Source organism: uncultured Draconibacterium sp. (assembly GCF_913060805.1).
GTDB lineage: Bacteria > Bacteroidota > Bacteroidia > Bacteroidales > Prolixibacteraceae > Draconibacterium.
Map to the genome: position 1 here is coordinate 15,437 of NZ_CAJXTC010000047.1, position 20,238 is coordinate 35,674.

The window sequence follows — 20,238 nt, forward strand, 5'->3', positions numbered from 1 at the left end:
TGTTCGTTATGCGTATTTGTGTTCCAGTTTCTCCATCTGAATTTTGTGTTTCCGAAAGTTAACAAACGGTATTATCGCTAAAACAATCCCCATAAAAACCAGGTAGAACACAAACACCTGTTGCCAGTTTAAATAAACTTTTGCCTCCCCCATAATCCAGGCGCCAGCCGACATTCCGAGGTTGGCAATAGCCATATAAAGCGTAAACTGGGTAGCCGCAACGCGTTTCCAGCACAGCTGCATGGCTACGGCCAAAATTGCAATGGTTATAAAAGTATCGAGGATGGAGAAAACACCAATGAAGCCAATTATAAAAGTATCGTTGCTCCAATATTGCGGTAATAACGCCATTACTATCATCAATACAATAAGTCCTAACACATAAAAAATGATCATCCTCATTTTCCCGAAAATGTCTATCATTGCTCCACCCACAAACATGCCCATAATACCACCAATAAAAGCGGTTATCGAAAAAACATGTGAATAGCGGGCATCGCTCCAGCCCAGTTCCTGCACAGTAAAAATTGGCAGAAGCGTAGTAACATAAGTCGACGCAATTCGAAAAATGAAAACTGCAACTCCCATTATCAAACTCACGGGCAAACTAAAGCCCCTGATCAAACTTTTCAGAATAAGCCTCCAACTGGAGAGTTGAATCTTTTGTGCTTCAGTAGATGCTCTACCGGGTGTCCAAGGAGTCAGCTTTTCGCCGGTACGTTCTTTCAAGAGCAAGGGAAAAAGCATGATTGCCGAGATGACGATACCAAATAGATTCATGGCAATCATAAAACTATAATTGGCGAACAACCAGCTGGTAACGGCAACCGTAGCCGAAATACTTGCAGCCTTGGCACCCCACATTAAACCATTGGCACGCGCCTGTTGATCTTCGGGCAATATATCGATTGCCAGACTATCGATTGAAATATCCTGGAAAATACTGGCTAAACTGCTCATAAATCCGGCAATCATAAGAACAGACATCCGGTTTAGCGGATCGGTTATAACTGCCAACAAAAGGAAACTGGCCACCAAACCCGCCTGCCCGAACAAAATCCAGGGCCGGCGTCGTCCCATGGGCAAATAAGTAAAGCGGTCCATTAACGGAGCTGCAATAATTTTAAAACTCCATGGCAAACCTACAATTGCGACAAAACTGCCTATTTCGGCCGGACTTTTTCCGTTTGCTGCCATCCATGCGGGCATAGCGAACATGAATAAACCATTTGGGATTCCCTGCGCAAAATACAAAGCTGCAAAGGTTACGTAGCGCAGAAAGGCGTTATCCGCCAAAGCCGGCAAATTTCTGTCGGCAGTCAAAACTTTTACGAATCGCAGCATAGGCTTTTATTTATTGTTTACATAAGCATCTTTGTAATAACATTTAAGACCCGGTTTTCGGATGACAACTTGAAACGCATTTTTGAGTCGAAGCGGAGCATAAATTCAATTATTGGTTCTTCGTGCTGGGGATAAACCTTTATAATTAAGACTAGTTCATCTTCTTTATAACCACAAGATGTTTATTTTGTTTAACCAACTGGATAAAAGGAAGTTTCGCAAACCGAAATGCCAATAAAATCACGAGCAAAAACAAAGGCTCCGGGCGACGCCAAGTCACCTGAAGCCTTCTTAAATCCGCAATATCGTCATCAAAAGTTGTTGTAGATTATTGTTGTACCAGAGTCAACGAATGTTGCGGATGAATTGATAAAATATCCTGAAGGTTATTTCACGCGTATATATTTTTCCATTCGGTAATTGTCTTTATCGTAACTCCAATCAACGTTAACCGGGTTAATCTGAATAAGCGTATCGCCTTTAAACTCAATTAGCAATCGTTCGTCTTTTCCTACGTAATCCTGCGAAACATGAAAATCGATATGTTCCGTGTAATGATTTCCATCGAGGGTATAAGTTCCGTTGCCGTAATTCGGATTGTTTGTGCCTTCGGAGATAAACTCGCCAACAAACAAAAAATACTCTCCCGACCAGCTTTTTAGTTGTTCTCCATCGGCATTTCCGGGAACGGTCCAAGCCACTTTTCCATCCACAATACTTTTATATTCAACTAATTTCCAGGTTCCTTCGAGCCTGTTTACCGGCGTAGAACAAGAAAGAAGAAGGACTGTAACAAAAAGTAGAATGAGCTTTTTCATAATTTCTGATTTTTGGTGAATTGTTGGTTTTTGTGTAAAAACTGGTAATTAGCTATCGTCTTTTTTGGCTGTCCACAAATTACCGATCAACCGGGAAGGAGAATTATTTCTAACAATCGTTTCATGCCTCGATTTTTTGGTAAAATACGGATGTGGGTAAATGCAGTATAAGGAGAGTGGGCCTTTAGAACTGTTTTGCGATTAAAATCCGCCCGGGATTGTAGCCCTTTGTCAAAACAGTTGGGGAGCGACTTGAACGTCGTTTTAGTTCTTATGTGCTAAAATGTCAACATTTTCGTCCATCCTAAAACAGGAACAAAAAGTTACGAAAAAACAGGAAGATACGCAATAGAACTCCCTGTTTGGCACACATCGGTTTATAAAAATTTCGAGCTTAATGTGGCAAAGAATGTTTTTGGTCAGAACAATATGCGACAGATTTCGTTTAAGTAAACCTGACAGCTTTAATATGCTTCTATCATTATAAATCAAATCTATGCAAACAGCAACAACCGGGTCAACACCGGTTTCAAATAACAATGCCCCCTCATCTATTCCGTTTTCAGAATTTTTAGAGAACCTGAAGGCTAAAATGAAACAGGTTTTTCATGTGCGTGCTGATATCGATCAGCTGAGTTTAAAACGCGGACTTCCGCCGTTTGTAATGCGCGAAATTATGTCGGTAAATCCACTGTCGGTGGGTATTCCAACACAATATGGCGGACGCGGTGGTGTGATGAAGGAAAACATTGGTTTGCTGGCAGCGGCTTCGTACGAGTCGTTGGCACTGTCGCTTACATTTGGTATTAACTCGGCCTTGTTTCTGCAGCCTTTTGGCAAGTTTGGTCAGGAAGAAGTAAAAGCACCCGTTTTCAATCGTTTTTTAAACGATAAAGCCATGGGCGGATTGATGATTACCGAACCGGATTATGGCAGCGATGCCTTAAATATGCAAACGTCGTACACCGAATCGGAGTCGAAATATCACCTGAAAGGTAAAAAACACTGGGCCGGATTAACCGGCTGGGCCGACTTTTGGTTGCTTTCGGCACGTCAGCAGTCAAAATCGGAGAAACTACAGCGCGACATCGATTTCTTTTTGTGCGATGTAACGGCACCCGGACAAAATATTGTGGTGGAAGAGTTTTTTGAAAACCTTGGTTTATATGCCATTCCGTACGGACGAAACCGTATTGATGTGCAGTTGCCGCAAGCGCATAAACTGGTACCCGAAACAACGGGTGTTAAAATGATGCTCGACTTGTTACACCGTAGCCGTATGCAATTTCCGGGAATGGGAATGGGCTTTATTCAGCGCATGCTCGACGAAGCTTTAACACATTGCAAGGAACGAATGGTGGGCGGAAAAAGCCTGTTTAACTACGACCGCGTACAACATCGTTTGTCGAAACTGCAGGCTTCGTATACCATTTGCTCGGCCATGTGTGCCAACAGCAGCGAAAAAGCCGGTTTGGATGTCGACCTTTCGTCACATGGAATGGAAGCCAACGCCGTAAAGAGTGTGATAACCGATTTAATGCAGGAAGCTGCCCAGTCGGTGGTTCAGCTGGTGGGCGCCAAAGCTTATAAACTCAACCATATTGCCGGACGTGGAACTGCCGACAGCCGGCCATTCCAGATCTTTGAAGGATCGAATGATATCCTTTATGCGCAGATTTCGGAGGGGCTGGTAAAAATGATGAAACGTGCCAAAGAGCGTAACTTATTTCAGTTTCTGAAAGGATATGACCTGACCGATAAAGCGGTTCATTTTGTAAAAAACCAGGTCGATTTTAATCTCGATCTTCAGATACCACAGCGCAAGTTGGTTGAAATGGGTAAGATAATTGGCCGCGTAATTTCGCTGAACCAGGTGTTAGACCTATCGGAGAAAGGCTATAACAAGGATTTGATCGATGGTAGTGTGGCATTTCTGCAACAGGAGATCACCAAACTAATGTCGGCCTTTAACTTTAAAAACGAGGAAAAAGTGGTTGATGGCTACGACGAAAATACATCATGGCTGAACTTTGTGGCGGGGTAAAATCCGGATAAAATATTTCGTCCCTACAGGACTTGATGAATTCATGCTATGAATCATCTACCAAGATTTCGTCCCTCCGGGACTGCAACTCGTTTGCGAGTGTTGGAGGCTTTTGCCGTCCTTACATCCCTTGGGGATTTTGATTAATACATTGGAAACTTATACCTCTTTAAAGTCCCGTAGGGACGCTATATTGGTAGAGAAATAAGAATCACATCCATGAAGTCCCGGAGGGACGGAATATCGGTAAAACAGCAAGTATCTGCCGAAGAAGTGCCGTAGGTACGACACAAAACCAGGATTATACCGGCCTAAAAATATAACGTTCATCAAAGGGAACATCAAAATCCTCTAGAAACTGGATGTATTCTTCGGTAAACGTTTTTGTTTTATGATGCTCTTTTTGATTTTCGATATAATCAGCTACCCGGCTAATTTGCGATTTACTGTACGAAAAAGCGCCAAATCCCTCTTGCCACGAGAATCTACCCGAAACAAAATTATTTTGATTGATCCATTTTGAAGAATTTGCTTTCACATCCTGCATCAATGACGAAAGAGATTGATTGGGTCTCAATCCGAAAAGGATGTGTATATGGTCTGGCATTCCATTAATTGTCAACAATTTGTGTCCGTTGTTTTGGATAATCCCCGTTATGTATCGATACAAATCAGATTCCCAATCGGGACGAATTACACACAATCGGTTTTGAACGGAAAAGACGGCTTGAATATGAATTTGGGTGTATGTGTTTGCCATAACATTTGTGTTTGATGCATCTAAAATTACAAAATGTCGATTAATTGTTTCGTACCTGCGGCACTTTTGTTGTTTGATCAATCTTTTTCTACCGGGATTTCGTCCCGATGGGACTGCACTTCTTCCTCAGATGCTATCGTTATTCCGTCCCGATGGGACTGCTAGCAGGGTCAGAGAAGCCTGCAATATAATATCAAATTGTTAACTCAAAACAATATTTCAATTACATTTTGACATCATATTCGAAAATATTACGATCATTATCAAAAAATAACGAGATTATAATTTCATTTTATCAATCAACTAATTATATAATCATGTCAAAAGAAAAAGTTTTTGAGTTTCTGGATAAAGGTGCTGATGACCGTCAGTTTCGTGTTAAGTACGACAACTGTTTCTCGATGGAGGAATTTTGTAAAATGGCCGCAGAAGATGGCTTCGAGTTTTCTGTTGATGATTTAAAAGCTGCTTTACGCGAAAACGGCGACGATTTTGATTCCTACGGTAATCCGCCCAAAAAAGGAATCTGGGTGTAAGGATTGCTTCGGTCGCTTCACTCCCTCGCAATGACAGTGGTTAATTAAGCGTAAAGCAGCGGACAACAAACAAAATCATATCACCACAATTCACTGCTGTCCGCTGCCTGATATAATAAAAATGATAATGTCATTGCGAGCGTAGAGAAGCAATCTAACCCACCAAAACCGGAATTAAGAAAATCGCTGACAGAGCCGTTGTGAAGAAAGAGCAACATTTCTGTAAACATTTCTACTTTTGCAGCCTTGTATATAGGTCATGCGAATTTTTAAAGGTTTAAATCCACAGGAAAGGCTCACTTTAAAGCTGCATCTGTTCTACTCGGGCATTGAGGGAATAGCTGCCGGCGCCTTGCTGCTTACGGAGTTTATTTTCATTAAATCGCTAAAAGGCAGCAATGTACAGCTGGCGTTTCTGTTTCAGTTTAATATGGTGGTGTTTTTGTTTGCCATGGTGGCCAACGAAATTCTACGCCGTTATACCAACCGAAAAGTTCTGCTGCGCAGTATTGCCATCATTTCCAAACTGCCGTTGGTAGGTCTGGCCTTTTTTCCCGATGTAAGTCACCAGAAAGGACTTCCGCCCATTTATCACACTTTTTTCCTGGCCATTTTTCTGCTTTATTTTATGTCACGCATTGTGGCAATCCCCTCGGTAAATCAGTATTTAAAAGGGAATTACCGGCACGAAAATTTTGGGCGCCTGTTTAGCTACTCCGTTACGCTGCAAAAAGTGGCCATGCTGCTTTCTACTTTTGCCGCCGGTGTGCTGCTCGACTGGAATCCCAATTCCTACAAAGTATTTTATCCCATTGTTGGCATCCTGGCGATTGTCTCCATCTTTCAGCTCACCAAAATAAAGTTCGTTCAGAAGGAAGAGGTCATCGATACGCCTTTGTGGAAATCGTTGCACCAGTCGTTTATACGGATTTTCCAGATCCTGAAAAACAACCGGGCATTCCGGCATCTCGAAATCGGCTTTATGCTTTATGGTTTTGCCTGGATGAGTACACACGCCGTAATTACCATTTTTTACGAGCGCGCTCTTCACCTTAACTATTCGAGCGTGGCCTTTTATAACAATGCTTTTAATATTGTTGCGATTGCTTTTTTACCTTCTTTCGGAAAGATTATTGGCAAACGCGATCCCCGGCGCTTTAGCCTAATTACTTTTGGTTCGCTGATGCTGTTTATCCTGTTTACCGCACTAACCGAGTACTACAACGGCTACACCGAAATTTTTGGCATAAAAATTTACTACATGCTTATGGTGGCTGTTTTCTTTAACGGACTGTTTATGGGAAGTATGCCCATTTTGTGGGGTATTGGCAGCAGTTATTTTTGCCAGCCCGACGAAGCGGCCGATTACCAGAGTGTGCACCTGTTTTTAACCGGACTGCGTGCTTTAATGGCACCGGTTATTGGTATAAAATTATACGAATGGGCCGGTTTTAGCTACACCTATGCTACCGGTATTGTATTCCTGGCATTTGCTATAATTCTGATGATCTGGTCGGAGAAGCGGGTGGCTAGATAGAAGGAAAAGATTACTTCGGTCGTTCCACTCCCTTGTAGTGACATTCCCATTTAGCTATAAACGCCGCGGACCGTAAACAATTTTGCCCGGATGGACTTTATCATGGTCCGCGGCCAATCCTATCCTATAGCCAATGTCATTGCGAGTGTAGCGAAGCAATCTATACCACCCCACCGCTGTAAACGCGGTTCCCCCCTCCTGGCAGGAGGGGAAACTTCTTGCTAGCAATTTACTTTTTAGTTCCAATTCATTTACAGGCCAAATTTAGCTACGCTGATTTTCAATTCTCCTCCTTGCAGGAGGAGTGGGCTTTTGCGACGCAGGAGTAAAAGGTTGAGGTGGTAATTTCCCTGGCAACTATTTGCGTACTTAAAACAAAAAAGAGACATACAATGTACGCCTCTTTCTAATCCATTCTGTTGTAAAGAATTATTTGCTATGGATCATCAATCATCTAATCATGTTTACCCCAGTGTTTGTGCTCGTGGTACGAGTACTGCTTTTTACCAAGGTTCTTCCGGATGGTGTAGTAAATCTCGCGGTTGCTGTGCCTTGATATTACAATTACGCCATCGGTAAGTGTAGCATTGTTCAAATCATTCGGATCGATATCCTCCATCAATTCACTAAGGCTCAACTGGATGTAGCTGGTAATATCGATACTCTCCTCGCCAACGTCAACACTGTCTTTCTCGGTTTTAAACATTACGTCGTCGTCGATTTTTACTTCTACTGGCAATGTTGCAGTGCTGCCGTAAAACGTTCCGGCCATATAAAACACAGGCATATCGTGTGCATCGTCCTCTTCGCCTTTTACCTCAATTTCAATCTCGTCGTAAAAGCCGGGTTGCAACACAAAATTTCCGAATGTGAGATCAGGATTTAACAAATCGGCAAACTGTGGCCCGCTCCATTTGTACTCAATTTCAATCGAATCGCGGTGTGTTACCTGGCTTTTTAATTCGGCTTCGAACTTAATGTACGAGATCATTAAATGAACCGAGTCCCATTCCATATACATCGAGTCGGCCGAAACGGATTTTAACCCGGAGCCATCAACGGGTAAAGAGAAACTTTTGTCTAAAGCTTCAATCTGAACACTGAGTTTTGAATCGCCGGTGTTATCAAAATCGGTATCCTGGCACGACCATAAACCGAAGCCAAAAAAGGTAATGATGAAAAGTAGTGCAATCTGTTTTTTCATTGTTTCCATATTTATGATTGATTATGTGTTTCCAGGCTTACACAAGCACAGTGCCAATTGTGCCATAAAATCCAAGACACACTTAACCAGCAGATTAAAACGTTCTCCTATTTCATCGGGATTATCAAATCGAAAACGTTTTATCATTTTGATAATTATTAGGACCCTAAAATTTAAGCCATCGTTACAAACAATGGGGTAGGTTGTTAAACAGTTTCTTCTGGTTAAATCACGCGAAGCCCGGAGACTTCGGGGAAGCAGCAGCTGTGAAGCAATCTGTTATTTTACTACCCCATCCGTCGGCTGACGGATACCACCCTCCTGATCCCTCTTTGTCGGCCAGCGCGCGAGCCTTACCCTGACATTTCCCCCTGTGACCTCTCTGTCCGTCCTTCCCGAATGCCTTACGCTGGACATCTCTCCTGAAGGAGAGAAAGAGCGGAAGATTCGATTTCAGGAAACAAAGCGGAATATCTGATTTTATGGAGGGGAAATTTTCGTGCTAAAGAACAAACGTAAAAAGCCGGGGCTGTATCATCAGTGTAGATACAGCCCCGGCCTCTGTTCGTTGCTTTATTGATGGGATGCAGGTACTAATCCACTGTTTCTTTCATATGCAGCTCCATACCTATTTGCTGCATCATACCCAGCTCATCAAACAGCTCGTTTTCTTCAACGATTTTTCCATGCTCCAGCCGGCAAACAGTATAAGCCTGCATTTTAACTTCTTTTCCGCTTGCAGGAATCCCTTCCAAATCGCCGGTATGCACACAAGTAAATAAAACACGGGTAAATATCTTATCATGACTAACAACTGTATCCAGAATTTCCACATGCGATTGTTCAAAAGCCGCGGCATACATCTTATACAGATTTTTATACTCTTCAATTCCGGTACAGGTCATATTTGGTGAACTATACACAACATCAGGTGCCAGACACTCATCAAGCACAGCAATATTACGCTTGTTCCACAATTCATCATACACGTGCTCAATAAGCTTTTTGTTTCTACGCTCTTGTTCTTGTAAATGTCTAAATTCTTCGGATTCTAACATGGCATTATAATTTTTGGTTACGCCGGATTATACGGTTAATGAACCAAAAAGTTTTTGAGGAAAAGGGCTTGAGATTGCTTTGTTCCCGAAAAGTCGGGAGAAGCAATCTGTTATCCTACCACCCCACCGCTGTAAACGCGGTCCTCCCCTCCTGGCAGTAGGGGAAATTTCCGTGCTATTAGGTAAATTCTACCTAAATGTATGAATTAACGCCGTGCGCGTGGATCCGGCGAAATTTTAATCTCGTATTCCTTTGGAGGAACAGCATTCATCAGGTTGGTGATAAAATAATCCCAGCGACGTCGCATAATGTAGTAACTGTCGACTCCATAACCGTGACGGGTATTGGGTAGAATGATCATATCGAAATCTTTGTTTGCCTTTATCAACGCGTCTACTACCAGGTAGGTATTGTAAGGAGGTACGTTGTCATCCATTCCGCCGTGAATAATCATGAACTTCCCTTTCAGGTTTTTGGCATACACCTGGTTGGCCTGATTCTCGTAATTCGAAACGCCATTTTCATCGAAAGTTTCCAATCCGTTATAACGCTCTCCCCAGTCATCTTCGTAATTGCGGTTATCGTGGTTACCCGATTCGGAAATCCCCACTTTAAAGAAATCCGGATATTTAAACATGGCAGAAGCTGTAGCAAAACCACCGCCTGAGTGTCCCCAAATACCAACCTTGTCCAAATCGAGAAATCCATATCGTTCCGACAGTTGTTCCAGACCTGAGATCTGATCGGGAAGTGTGTTCTCGGCCATATTTCCGTATGAAGCATCGTGGAAAGATTTTGAGCGGTTTGGATTACCACTTCCTTCCAGCAGCACCACCACAAAACCCAATTCGGCAAGCGCCTGGTTATCTCTGCGTGAAGCACTGAAACTCCACGATCCCACGCTTCCTCCCTGCGGTCCGGGATAAATGTATACTATAACCGGGTATTGCTTTGTCTTATCCATGTTCGATGGCGTGAACATCAATCCATACAAATCCCATTTTTTGTTGGCCGATTTCACCGAAAATACTTCCGGCGCTTTCCATCCGGTAGCTTCCAAACGCGACACATCGGTTTTTTCAAGGGTAGTGATCAATTTGCCCTTTGCATTTCGTACCACGGTAACACCCGGAACATCGGGTTGCGAATAGGTGTCGGTAAAATATTTTCCATCGGGCGAAAAGCTTACCGAATGATCGCCAACTTCAGGAGTTAGCAATTCAAGGTTCTTGCCGCTGAAGTCAACACGGTAGAGGTAGCGGAAATACGGATTTACTCCAGCTTCTTTTCCGCCGGCAATAAAATAAATCTGTCGGTTTTCCTCATCATAACGAAGTACCTGACGTACTACAAAATCACCCGAAGTGATCGGATTTTTCAATTCGCCGCTGGTAGCATCGTAAAGGTAGAGGTGCCCCCAGTCACTGCGCTCCGAATACCAGATGATCTCGTTGGTAGCCGAAAAATATCTCCAGTTAATGGTTCCCTGTCCCGATTCATATTGCGTGTCTACTATCTCATCAAAAATGTCCTGCACCTCTCCGGTCTCGCAATCGGCAATGCGCACATACTCTTCTTTGTGGTCGCGTGAAGTTGAAACAAACACCAGCTTTTTGCTATCGTCGCTCCAGCTTACATCGTCGAAACCACCTTCGCACGAGATGTCGTCGCACTGCGAACCACGGCGTGCATCGCCGGCCATTTTTAGGCGTACCAGTCCATCGTCTTTTGTGATATCGATTATCACCCGGTAAATGCGGATGATATCCTCATCGCCGGGAATCGGGTATTTCCATGCCGACAATTCGGGTGCGCCTACTTTTGTCTTCACCAGGTACATGTCGCTTACATGACGCTGATCCTGCTGAAAGGTGGCAATCTTCTTCGAATCGGGCGACCAGCTGAGAATGGGACGATCACTCTTTTTCCATCCGGCATTATCGGTTGCATAGCCAAAATTTTCCACCCCGTCGGTTGTCAGCGCTGTTTCCTCACCGGTCTCCACTTCGCGAATCCACAGGTTCCAGTCGCGGATAAAAGCCTTGTATTTCCCGTCGGGAGAAGTGACCTCCTTGCTGTAAAAACGCCATCTTCCCATCGGTGCGTTTCCTTCCTCACCAAGCAACTCTTGTCGCGACGACGCGGTTTTCATCTCCTTACTTTCCGGATCGAAAAGTTTGTATTCCGCTTTGTCTTCCGACATACACGAGTACCATAAGCGGCCATCGGGCAACCACTGCGGACGGATATTATTATCGACAAAACGCGTCAGGTTTGTGCCCATGGTAGCAGCGGCACGATCGTAATCGGCTGCGGTATAAACTTCCTGACCGGCAGACCAGCCAGATACAAACAACAAGAGGGTTAGGATTGGAAAAATTCTTTTGTACATAAATATTTTAGTTTAAAACGAGATACCTGACAAAGAACTATTCAGCAAAATCGTCTTCTGACAAACAACCTTTCCTGAACTATTTCAAACAAATTGACTAGATACCTTTGAATTTGAATTACAAATTGAAACCAAATCTAAAATAAAATAACATTAAGCAGGTGCTCGCGGGACAAAAAGCTTTGGGGGAATTAACTAATTAAGGGAAAAGGTGGACAAAAATCATATTGTTGAAGAGATTGCTTCGTTCGTTGCATTTCCTCAGCAATGACGCTTTGGAGGACGTTGAATAGGCCGCGGACGATTGACTTATTCACCTCAGCATGATTTAATGCCGTCCGCAGCGGAACTTTTTATGTTATTGTGTCATTGCGAGCTTAGCGACGCAATCCCTTGCTCCTCAATTTTAAAGAGGGGTAGAAGAGAATCAATCTACCCTACCCCTCACTAGTCACAATGTGTAATAAAAAAATTCCCTATTATTTTTCGGGTTTATACCTTTCAGAACCGGTATTCCAAAGTGCAAAGCTTAAAATATCTGCAAGTTCCTCAAAATTACGGCTCTTGGTATTATCGATACCATGACCGGCTTCATAATCAACTCTAAAAATCACCGGGTTATTAGCCTGGTTAATAGCCTGTAGGCGAGCTGCAAATTTCCCGGGATTCCAGACAATAACCCGCGGATCGTTCATGCCTGCAGTTAAGAGTGTAGGCGGATATACCACTCCTTCTTTCAGATGGTGATACGAATCCATTTCAAGCAAAGCAAAGAACTCAACAGAATCCTTTACCGTTCCAAATTCAGGAATATTTCCCGGACCATTCGGACTGTTTTCTGCACGAACAGTATTCATAACACCAACGGCCGGAATGACAGCAGCAAACAGATCGGGTCGTTCGGTCATCGAACGTCCGATCAGAATTCCTCCTGCACTACCTCCGTATATAGCTATCTTTTCGGCTGAGGTATACTTGTTATCTATCATATATTCGGCACAGGCAATAAAATCTTTCCAGGTGTTGGGCTTCGTTGTTTTGTGTCCACCTTTATACCATTGGTCTCCGAGCTCACCTCCTCCCCGTATGTGTGCAACGGCATAGATGCCATCTTCAAGGCACCATTGCAATACATTGGGACTAAATCCCGGATCCATTGACATTCCATACGCGCCGTAGCCGAATAAAAGCAACCGGTTTTTGCCGTCTTGCTGAAGGCCTTCTTTATAAATAACCGACAGCGGCACCTCTACCCCATCGTGCGATTTAACCATCAACTCTTCCACTACAAGATCTTCATATTCCGGAAATTCCGGCATATCGGAGAGCATCTCAAACGTATAGGCATCATTTGCCAAATCGTATCGGTACCTTTTATTGTTTCTTGTCCAACCTGATAAAGATAACCAGGCATCGCTAAACTGAACTCCTTTACTGCTTAATCGAACAGTTCCTGCTGCAAAAGGTAAATTCAATTCTTTTATCGAGTTGTCGCCGAACGATTTAAAAAAGGCTTTTTCCTCTACGCCATTCTTTTTCATGGTATAATAAACACCATCTTTAGTAAGCGTATATCCGGAGAGCTTTTGTGAAGGATCTTCAGCTACAAAAATTTCAGCCTTACTAAGATCAGGGTCGTTTACGGGTATCTTTAATAATTTAAAATTCGGGGCATCTTTAGGTGTGTATAAATACATATGTGTGCTGTTGGTGTACCAGTCATAGATTTCGTCTTCCCTTTCAAACAAGGTTTTCCAGGCAACTTTTGGAGCATTTAATTCGCTCACAGGAGCATAAAAGACCCTAAGCCTGTTGTCGACATTCGCTGCTAAACTGAAGATTTTTTTACAATCTCTGTCATAGGCCGCAACAGCAATATCCATCTCTCCCAAATTAAGCTCCGGGTACTTTTCTTTCGAGAAAAAGACTTTGTCGGCAGATGCATCGGTATTTAATACATGAGTAAGTGTTTTTGCTTTCGAATAATAAGCCATGTCCTGAACATTGTCGGAACCAGCCTGAACATATAAAAAGCTGTTGAGGTCGGGAAGCCACGATGTAATTCCCAGCATTTTTTCAATTCGGTCGGGAAGGATCTCATCAGTTTCCATGTCGATGATAAACGAGGTAGCTAACTCCTTCCCGTTAGGAGTTATGCTTACAGCTACATATTTTGCATCTTCGGTAGGCATAATTGAATTGATAACGTATTTCGTATTGGGATCATCTTCAAAAGATTCCGGATCAAAGAGCAAACGTTCTTCGCCTTCAAATCCATCGCGGTAGTATAATTTCCCGGTCTCGTCGTCCGGTGTCGATTTTAAATAGAAATACTTGTCGTTATCCGTAATGCTAAGACTATAGATCATATTGGCTCTTCGACCATCGAATTCATACATTTTATCCAATAAGGTCTGCCTGCCACTTATGCTTCCGAGCACTTCTTTCGCATATTCGCTCTGCACTTTATACCAGGTCTGGGCAATTGTATCCTCCGAGTCTTCAAAGTATCGGTAGTCGTCCGTAAGTTCGGTCCCGAAGTAAGTATCCACAACCGGCTTTTCAGGAGCCAGCGGCGGTTTTTCAACAGATTGTTTTGTTGTGCATTGAACACAAATCATCGCGACTGCGATGAGTAGAAAAGCAAGTAATTTCATAGGTTGTTATTTTTTGGTTTAACAGTGCATAGCCTACGCAATTAACAGATAAAAGGTTATAATTAGCTAAAATCAAGCTCCACCTGCCCCTCGTTTGCAACAGCTTGTCCCGTATTTTTCGGGAAGGGGTACATATCCTGTCGTTTTTAACGACCTCTTAAAAGTTTGTAGTTCCTATTTACCACCAGCTGATTTTGTCGATACAATCGACAAAACTCCTAACCCCTCGTTGCAAACGAGGGGTAGCTTAGCCAACTTTAATTCCTTACATTTGAAGGAAACACTGAAAGTAACAAATCATGGAAGAAGAGAATAACAAGCCAACAGAACAGGAAAACACTTCCGAAGAGCAGAAAGACCAGAACTGGATTGAAAAGACAGAAGCCAAAATAGACGAAGCGGCCGAAAAGATCCATCAGAGCGAAGCCTACCGCAAAGCAGACAAAAAACTGGAAGACGCCACCAAAAAGCTGTTTCGTAAAGCGGGGCGTTTGTGGGGGAAGTTGTGATAACTAACTACTGCATGACAGGAACAGAAATTAAGATTACTTCGTCGTTCCTCCTCGTAATGACGTCTTGATAAACTCTAAAAAGCCGCGGACGATAGACCTATTCGTCTCGGCATAAAACACGCTCGTCCGCGGCGGTATTCATTATGAAACTTGTCATTGCGAGCGAAGAGAAGCAATCTACCACCCCACCGCTGTAAACGCGGTCCTCCCCTCCTGCCAGGAGGGGAAATATCCGTGCTATAGGTTTGTTTGTATATTCAAAGAGAGAATTGAAAATCAGCGCAGCTGGTGAGGTGGTATTGGACAAGCGCTAAACCAAACGAAGCCCCAAAACACACGGGTCACGTTACCGGCGTTCCAAAAAAAATCAAACAATTATCCATTCTGACAGTTGGAATTAATAGAAACCAAAAGTTTTTTGTATGAACTATTTAGTAAAGATCAATGATGTTAAAACAACTAACGAACTGGAAGATGCCTGGAGTAACGAAGACTATAAACAGTTACTGGCACGATTTGAGTACCCCGATGCAGCGCAGTTAAAACCGGCGGAATTGAAAGAATATCTTTTTCTGGCCATTTCCGATTTTGAACCCAATGAGGCAGCCGCCATTCTTCTCGATTACAAATGCTCGGACCGATTAGCCGACGGACAAATCGATAATCTTTCGCACGAGATGCTGCGGACAAAAGTCTTTGAAAATTATTCCGAAATCGATCTTCACCACGATTTTTTCAACATTAACCAACTGCTTTACAGTGCCTACAACGGAAAGTTTCCGCAGGGAACGGTAAACCTTGTAGAAGCAGAAATAAAGGGCGACAACAACGCGGAGGAGATGACAAAAGAAACCGCACTGAAAGCGCTGAGTTACGGACTTTCGGAAAACAATTTGATTAACCGCCTGCTGAGCGATCAGATTGAGGGACACAAAGCTTTTCCCGAAGCAGAAGGAATTGTGTGGGATTTACAGCACAAAGGAGATGCTGTTTATTCCTTAACGATTTCAGAAAAATGGCTTACCAAAAATGAAATTACCAATCCGGAGTATGAATGTACAGTAGCCCTGTTTGAAGAACACGAAGAAGCGAATTAATTAGCCGTAACGTATTTCTCTTCTCCCCACGTTGCAAAAAAGATTACTTCGGTCTCCGTCGGCTGACGGATCCCTCGTAATGACGACCAGACAAAAGTAAAAAGGCCGCGGACGACCAACTGGTTCATCCCGGCATAGTTCATTCCCGTCCGCGGCGATGTAGTACAGTAATCACTGTCATTGCGATACCGATGAGTAAAACGAATCGGGAGAAGCAATCCATCACCCCACCGCTGTAAACGCGGTCCTCCCCTCCTGGCAGGAGGGGAAACTTCGTGCTATGGCTTGTTTCTATATTCAAAGAGAGAATTGAAAATCAGCAGGGCTGGTGAGGTGCTCGAGCGACAGAAGAGAAGATTACTTCGGTCTCCGTCGGCTGACGGATCCCTCGTAATGACGACCGGACAAAAGTAAAAAGGCCGCGGACGACCAGCTTACTCATCCCGGCATAGTTCATTCCCGTCCGCGGCGATGTGTTATTCTAATTCCTGTCATTGCGATACCGATGAGTAAAACAAATCGGGAGAAGCAATCTACCACCCCACCGCTGTAAACGCGGTCCTCCCCTCCTGGCAGGAGGGGAAACTTCGTGCTACCGATTAACTTATACAACGACAGGCTAAATTTAGCGCAGCTGGTGAGGTGGTCGAGCGACAGAAGAGAAGATTACTTCGGTCTCCGTCGGCTGACGGATCCCTCGTAATGACATCAAGACAAAAGTTAAAAAGGCCGCGGACGACCAACTTGTTCATCCCGGCATAATTCATTCCCGTCCGCGGCGATGTGTTATTCTAATTCCTGTCATTGCGATCCCGATGAGTAAAACGAATCGGGAGAAGCAATCTACCACCCCACCGCTGTAAACGCGGTCCTCCCCTCCTGGCAGGAGGGGAAACTTAGTGCTACCGATTAACTTATACAACGACAGGCTAAATTTAGCGCAGCTGGTGAGGTGGTCGAGCGACAGAAGATTAATTCCAAAAATCAACAGGAATAAAAACAAACAATTTAATTTTCGCTACGTTTTACTAATAAGGACATTAAAACACTAGTAATATGGAATTTAACGAGAATATAAAAACTGAATTAGAACGGAAAATAAAAGAACTGGAAGATCTTATTGCTGAAAAAGGAGTTGGCGCAAAACAGCTGAAAAAAGCAAGAAGAACGCAACGTAACATTAATTTGGCCGTTATTGTGGGAAGTTTAATTACCGTTGCAGGAATTACCGCCTGGGCAGTTAGTAGTAGCCGCCACGAAGATTAAAGGCAAACTGTTGCCTTGCATACGCCACCTCAAGCATTCGTTAAAAAAATAAATTTATTGCCCTTAAACCACGCGAATGGATTCGCGTGGCAGCGGGTTTGTGAAGCAATGTTACTGCGCTGTTCTCAAGGCCTCAATTTCCTGCTGAACGGCTTCGGCTTCGGCATATTTTTGATCGGACAAACGCCGGTTGGTACGCGACAATAAAAAAGCTTCTTCCGTTAACTTATCGTGTTTTTTATGTAAGGCCTTTACCGGGTCCTTTTTAAATAATCCAAACATATTTAATTGTTTTCGTGGTTTTCAACTCAGGCTACTTTACCGGTTTGGCTTTCCGGCAGGTAGTTATCAATTACAATCTTGTCGGCCTTTAGCATATGCATCAGGTTGTAGAGGCCAAAAAAAGTACGGTTCATATAAATAAAATGCCGCGATCCGCGATTTCCGTTCATATTCCGCAGCTCCGTATTTTTCGAATATTCGGTTCCCAGTTCACTCAGGCGTTTAAAAAATGCGGCATCCGAGAAATCAAAAGTTTCCGATTCAAAAGGACGGGTGAACAAACCCAACAAACGCCTGAACATTTCGGTAAAAAATGCCAGCTCCTCATTACTGTCATCCTTACGGAGAATCTCCAACTCGTACAGTTTCCGGGTGAAAATCTCCGGATTATTGCGGTTTTCGGGCAATGCCAGTTCAAAATAAGGGATGTAAAACGAATCGGGAATACTTTTCATACAACCAAAATCGAGTGCTACCAACTCATTGTTTCCCGATACCAGGAAATTTCCCGGGTGCGGATCGGCATGAAACTTTCGCAGGTGATGAATTTGAAACATATAAAAATCCCACAGCGCCTGACCCAGTTTATTGGCCAGTGTTTTATCGGTATTCTTTGCAGCAAACTCCGAGAGGTGCTGCCCATCAATCCAGTCCATGGTAATAAAACGCTCCGACGACAGGTGCGGGTAATAATTCGGAAAACGCAGGTTCGGAATATGACTGCAGGCTTTAATGGTTTCCAGGCTTTGCTCCACCTCAAGCAGGTAGTTCGTTTCGTCGAGCAGCTTTTCTTCCACCTCTTTAAAATAGACGTCCGACCCTTTTCCGCGGATGTTAAACAGTTTCATAGCCATGGGTTTTACCATTGCCAGGTCGCTGCTGATACTCTCCGAAACACCGGGATACTGAATTTTTACCGCCAGTTCTTTTCCATCCTTTCGTGCTTTGTGTACCTGCCCGATACTGGCGCCATGCACGGCATTAGGGTCGAATTCATCAAAAAGTTCGGAAGGTGTTTTTCCAAAATATTTCCGGAATGTTTTTACCACCAGGGCAGCGGACAATGGCGGAACCGAAAACTGCGACAGCGAGAACTTCTCGATATACGCCTCGGGCATAATATTCTTTTCCATGCTCAGCATCTGCGCCACTTTTAGCGCACTTCCCTTCAGGTTTTTCAGGCCGTCGTAAATATCGGTGGCGTTTGATTCGTTGAGTTTTTCGCGTGCTGTTTCCTCCGTCGAGCTCAACTTATCGCCATAATATTTCAGGTAGTTCATCCCCACTTTGGCACCCGTTTGCACAATTTTGGTGGCCCGCTCAATTTTCGAGGTCGGTATGCGATCGATGGTCTTCATCAGTTGCTCATAATTTTTTCGTGATACAAAAATTTACCCAGGTCGAAAACCGAATTCAGCGTGGTGGCGTCGAGCAGGGCAAAAGCCGTATTCACCGATTTCTCGATAAACACATCGGTTTTTTCAAATTCGGGCGAAGTATCTTCTATCCAGAAACGGAGTGTAAACAGCAACTGCGCCCACGCCGATTCCCTCAGACTGCGCGTTTTTATTTTTTCAATTTTTTCGTGTGGCAGCTCAGGCGTTTCAATCTCCAGCCCATCGATATATTCAGCAAAAGCCTTTTTTAGTTCCGACAACGATGCCAAAACTTTTAGCTTGTCTTTTTTGTCGTTAAGCGCCAGCAACACATAGCTGCGGTTGGCTTTCAACACCTCGAAAAAGGTGTAGTAAAAAGCAATTAACTTGTTCTTTGCATCAAAGTGGTTGTACTCCTTGTTTTGTTCAAGCAGTTGCATGCTTTGGTCGAAGAAAGCTTTAAATACCGCTTTTTCCAATGCTTCAAACGAGCCGAAGTGCTTATAAAACTCAGCTTCGTCTATTTCCAAATCGCGGGCAAAGGCATATACACTTGCCGGGCGCGATCCTTTTTCGAGCAACTGATTCATGTATGCCGAAAGAATTTCCTCTCTTGTTTTATTGTTTTCCATACTGAAAAAACAACTTTTTTGTCTTTTTGTTTAACTATTAACCCTTATTCTTAAACAAAAGAGATAAAAACTATCGCTTCACCCTGCAAAAATGGTCCTTTAAAGAAAAAGTTCATCTGGCTAAAATGAGATGGTTTCGCACCTCCCCCTCTCAGGAATTTTTCAGGACAAGCTGTGCAAACGAGGGATAGAAGAGATTGCTTCGTCGTGCCTCCTCGCAATGACTCGATGATAAAGACAGGTAGGGCCGCGGACGATTGACTTATTCATACGGGCACGATTTACTCCCGTCCGCGGCACTGTAGCACAGTAATTCCTGTTATTGCGAGCGTAGCGAAGCAATCTGTTATCCTACCACCCCACCGCCGTAAACGCGGTCCTCCCCTCCTGAACCCCCTTTGTCGGCCAGCGCGCGAGCCTTACCCTGACATTTCCCCCAAATGGGGGAAACAAAGCGGAATATCTGATTTTATGGAGGGGAAACTTCATGCTATAAATTAACTTCTCATTTTCCAATTCAACTACCGGCCAAATTTAGCTACGCTGATTTTCAATTCTCCTCCTGACAGGAGGAGAGCCTGTCCCGATTGAGCAAAGCGAGCATCGGGAGGACCAGCGCAGCTGGTGAGGTGGTCGAGCGACAGAAGAGATTACTTCAGTCTCCGTCGGCTGACGGATCCCTCGTAATGACGCACTCGTAAACGTGGATGAGGCCGCGGACG

At 43.7% G+C, this 20,238-nt stretch carries 16 protein-coding genes; 6 read left to right on the forward strand and 10 right to left on the reverse strand.

All coding sequences use genetic code 11. The features are described 5' to 3' along the window. Positions 1-6: 6 nt before the first annotated feature. Together QZ576_RS20195 and QZ576_RS20200 are read right to left on the reverse strand one after the other, a co-directional pair. Entirely contained in the window at positions 7-1,344 is a 1,338-nt protein-coding gene (locus QZ576_RS20195; RefSeq protein WP_297100677.1) for an MFS transporter, read from the reverse strand. Positions 1,345-1,730: 386 nt separating this feature from the next. Continuing rightward, positions 1,731-2,162 carry a hypothetical protein gene (locus tag QZ576_RS20200; protein WP_297100680.1) on the reverse strand — a complete coding sequence of 144 codons (432 nt, stop codon included), beginning with the start codon at positions 2,160-2,162 and terminating at the stop codon, positions 1,731-1,733. A 496-nt stretch (positions 2,163-2,658) separates the two neighbouring features. Between QZ576_RS20200 and QZ576_RS20205 the strand changes: the two genes are divergently transcribed. After that, positions 2,659-4,206: an acyl-CoA dehydrogenase family protein gene (locus QZ576_RS20205; RefSeq protein WP_297100682.1), complete on the forward strand. Its 1,548-nt coding sequence runs from the start codon at positions 2,659-2,661 to the stop codon at positions 4,204-4,206. A 301-nt stretch (positions 4,207-4,507) separates the two neighbouring features. Here the strand turns inward: QZ576_RS20205 and tnpA are convergent, their stop codons facing one another. Next, entirely contained in the window at positions 4,508-4,966 is a 459-nt protein-coding gene (tnpA, locus tag QZ576_RS20210; protein ID WP_297100685.1) for an IS200/IS605 family transposase, read from the reverse strand. Positions 4,967-5,283: 317 nt separating this feature from the next. On the opposite strand from tnpA, the gene QZ576_RS20215 reads away from it, so the two are divergent. Beyond that, complete coding sequence (locus QZ576_RS20215) at positions 5,284-5,502, forward strand: Nif11-like leader peptide family natural product precursor (RefSeq protein ID WP_297100688.1); 219 nt, start codon at positions 5,284-5,286, stop codon at positions 5,500-5,502. A gap of 259 nt (positions 5,503-5,761) precedes the next feature. Further along, positions 5,762-7,039, forward strand: coding sequence for an MFS transporter (locus QZ576_RS20220; protein ID WP_297100691.1), 1,278 nt, complete (start codon positions 5,762-5,764; stop codon positions 7,037-7,039). A gap of 454 nt (positions 7,040-7,493) precedes the next feature. Here QZ576_RS20220 and QZ576_RS20225 read toward each other — a convergent pair whose 3' ends face one another. The 4 genes from QZ576_RS20225 to QZ576_RS20240 all read right to left on the reverse strand — a co-directional run bounded on the left by QZ576_RS20225 (position 7,494) and on the right by QZ576_RS20240 (position 14,351). Beyond that, positions 7,494-8,243, reverse strand: coding sequence for a hypothetical protein (locus QZ576_RS20225; protein WP_297100694.1), 750 nt, complete (start codon positions 8,241-8,243; stop codon positions 7,494-7,496). A 593-nt stretch (positions 8,244-8,836) separates the two neighbouring features. Then, positions 8,837-9,301, reverse strand: coding sequence for an ester cyclase (locus QZ576_RS20230; RefSeq protein WP_297100697.1), 465 nt, complete (start codon positions 9,299-9,301; stop codon positions 8,837-8,839). 206 nt (positions 9,302-9,507) lie between these two features. Further along, the gene (locus tag QZ576_RS20235) at positions 9,508-11,694 is read right to left on the reverse strand and encodes a S9 family peptidase (RefSeq protein ID WP_297100700.1); all 2,187 of its coding nucleotides are present in this window, start codon (positions 11,692-11,694) and stop codon (positions 9,508-9,510) included. A gap of 479 nt (positions 11,695-12,173) precedes the next feature. Beyond that, complete coding sequence (locus QZ576_RS20240; RefSeq protein WP_297100703.1) at positions 12,174-14,351, reverse strand: prolyl oligopeptidase family serine peptidase; 2,178 nt, start codon at positions 14,349-14,351, stop codon at positions 12,174-12,176. A gap of 299 nt (positions 14,352-14,650) precedes the next feature. On the opposite strand from QZ576_RS20240, the gene QZ576_RS20245 reads away from it, so the two are divergent. The 3 genes from QZ576_RS20245 to QZ576_RS20255 all read left to right on the forward strand — a co-directional run bounded on the left by QZ576_RS20245 (position 14,651) and on the right by QZ576_RS20255 (position 17,226). After that, on the forward strand, positions 14,651-14,860 hold the full coding sequence (locus QZ576_RS20245) for a hypothetical protein (protein ID WP_297100705.1): 210 nt from the start codon (positions 14,651-14,653) through the stop codon (positions 14,858-14,860). 425 nt (positions 14,861-15,285) lie between these two features. Beyond that, positions 15,286-15,960, forward strand: a complete 675-nt coding sequence (locus QZ576_RS20250) for a hypothetical protein (protein WP_297100708.1) — start codon at positions 15,286-15,288, stop codon at positions 15,958-15,960. 1,056 nt (positions 15,961-17,016) lie between these two features. Then, the gene (locus QZ576_RS20255) at positions 17,017-17,226 is read left to right on the forward strand and encodes a hypothetical protein (protein WP_297100710.1); all 210 of its coding nucleotides are present in this window, start codon (positions 17,017-17,019) and stop codon (positions 17,224-17,226) included. A 111-nt stretch (positions 17,227-17,337) separates the two neighbouring features. On the opposite strand, the gene QZ576_RS20260 is transcribed toward QZ576_RS20255, so the two are convergent. The 3 genes from QZ576_RS20260 to QZ576_RS20270 are packed head-to-tail and all read right to left on the reverse strand — an operon-like array spanning position 17,338 to position 19,516. Continuing rightward, positions 17,338-17,508 carry a Lacal_2735 family protein gene (locus QZ576_RS20260; RefSeq protein ID WP_297100715.1) on the reverse strand — a complete coding sequence of 57 codons (171 nt, stop codon included), beginning with the start codon at positions 17,506-17,508 and terminating at the stop codon, positions 17,338-17,340. A gap of 26 nt (positions 17,509-17,534) precedes the next feature. Continuing rightward, positions 17,535-18,866 carry an AarF/UbiB family protein gene (locus tag QZ576_RS20265; RefSeq protein WP_297100718.1) on the reverse strand — a complete coding sequence of 444 codons (1,332 nt, stop codon included), beginning with the start codon at positions 18,864-18,866 and terminating at the stop codon, positions 17,535-17,537. Continuing rightward, on the reverse strand, positions 18,866-19,516 hold the full coding sequence (locus QZ576_RS20270; RefSeq protein ID WP_297100722.1) for a TetR family transcriptional regulator C-terminal domain-containing protein: 651 nt from the start codon (positions 19,514-19,516) through the stop codon (positions 18,866-18,868). The genes QZ576_RS20265 and QZ576_RS20270 overlap by 1 nt, the downstream gene beginning before the upstream one ends. Positions 19,517-20,238: the final 722 nt, after the last annotated feature.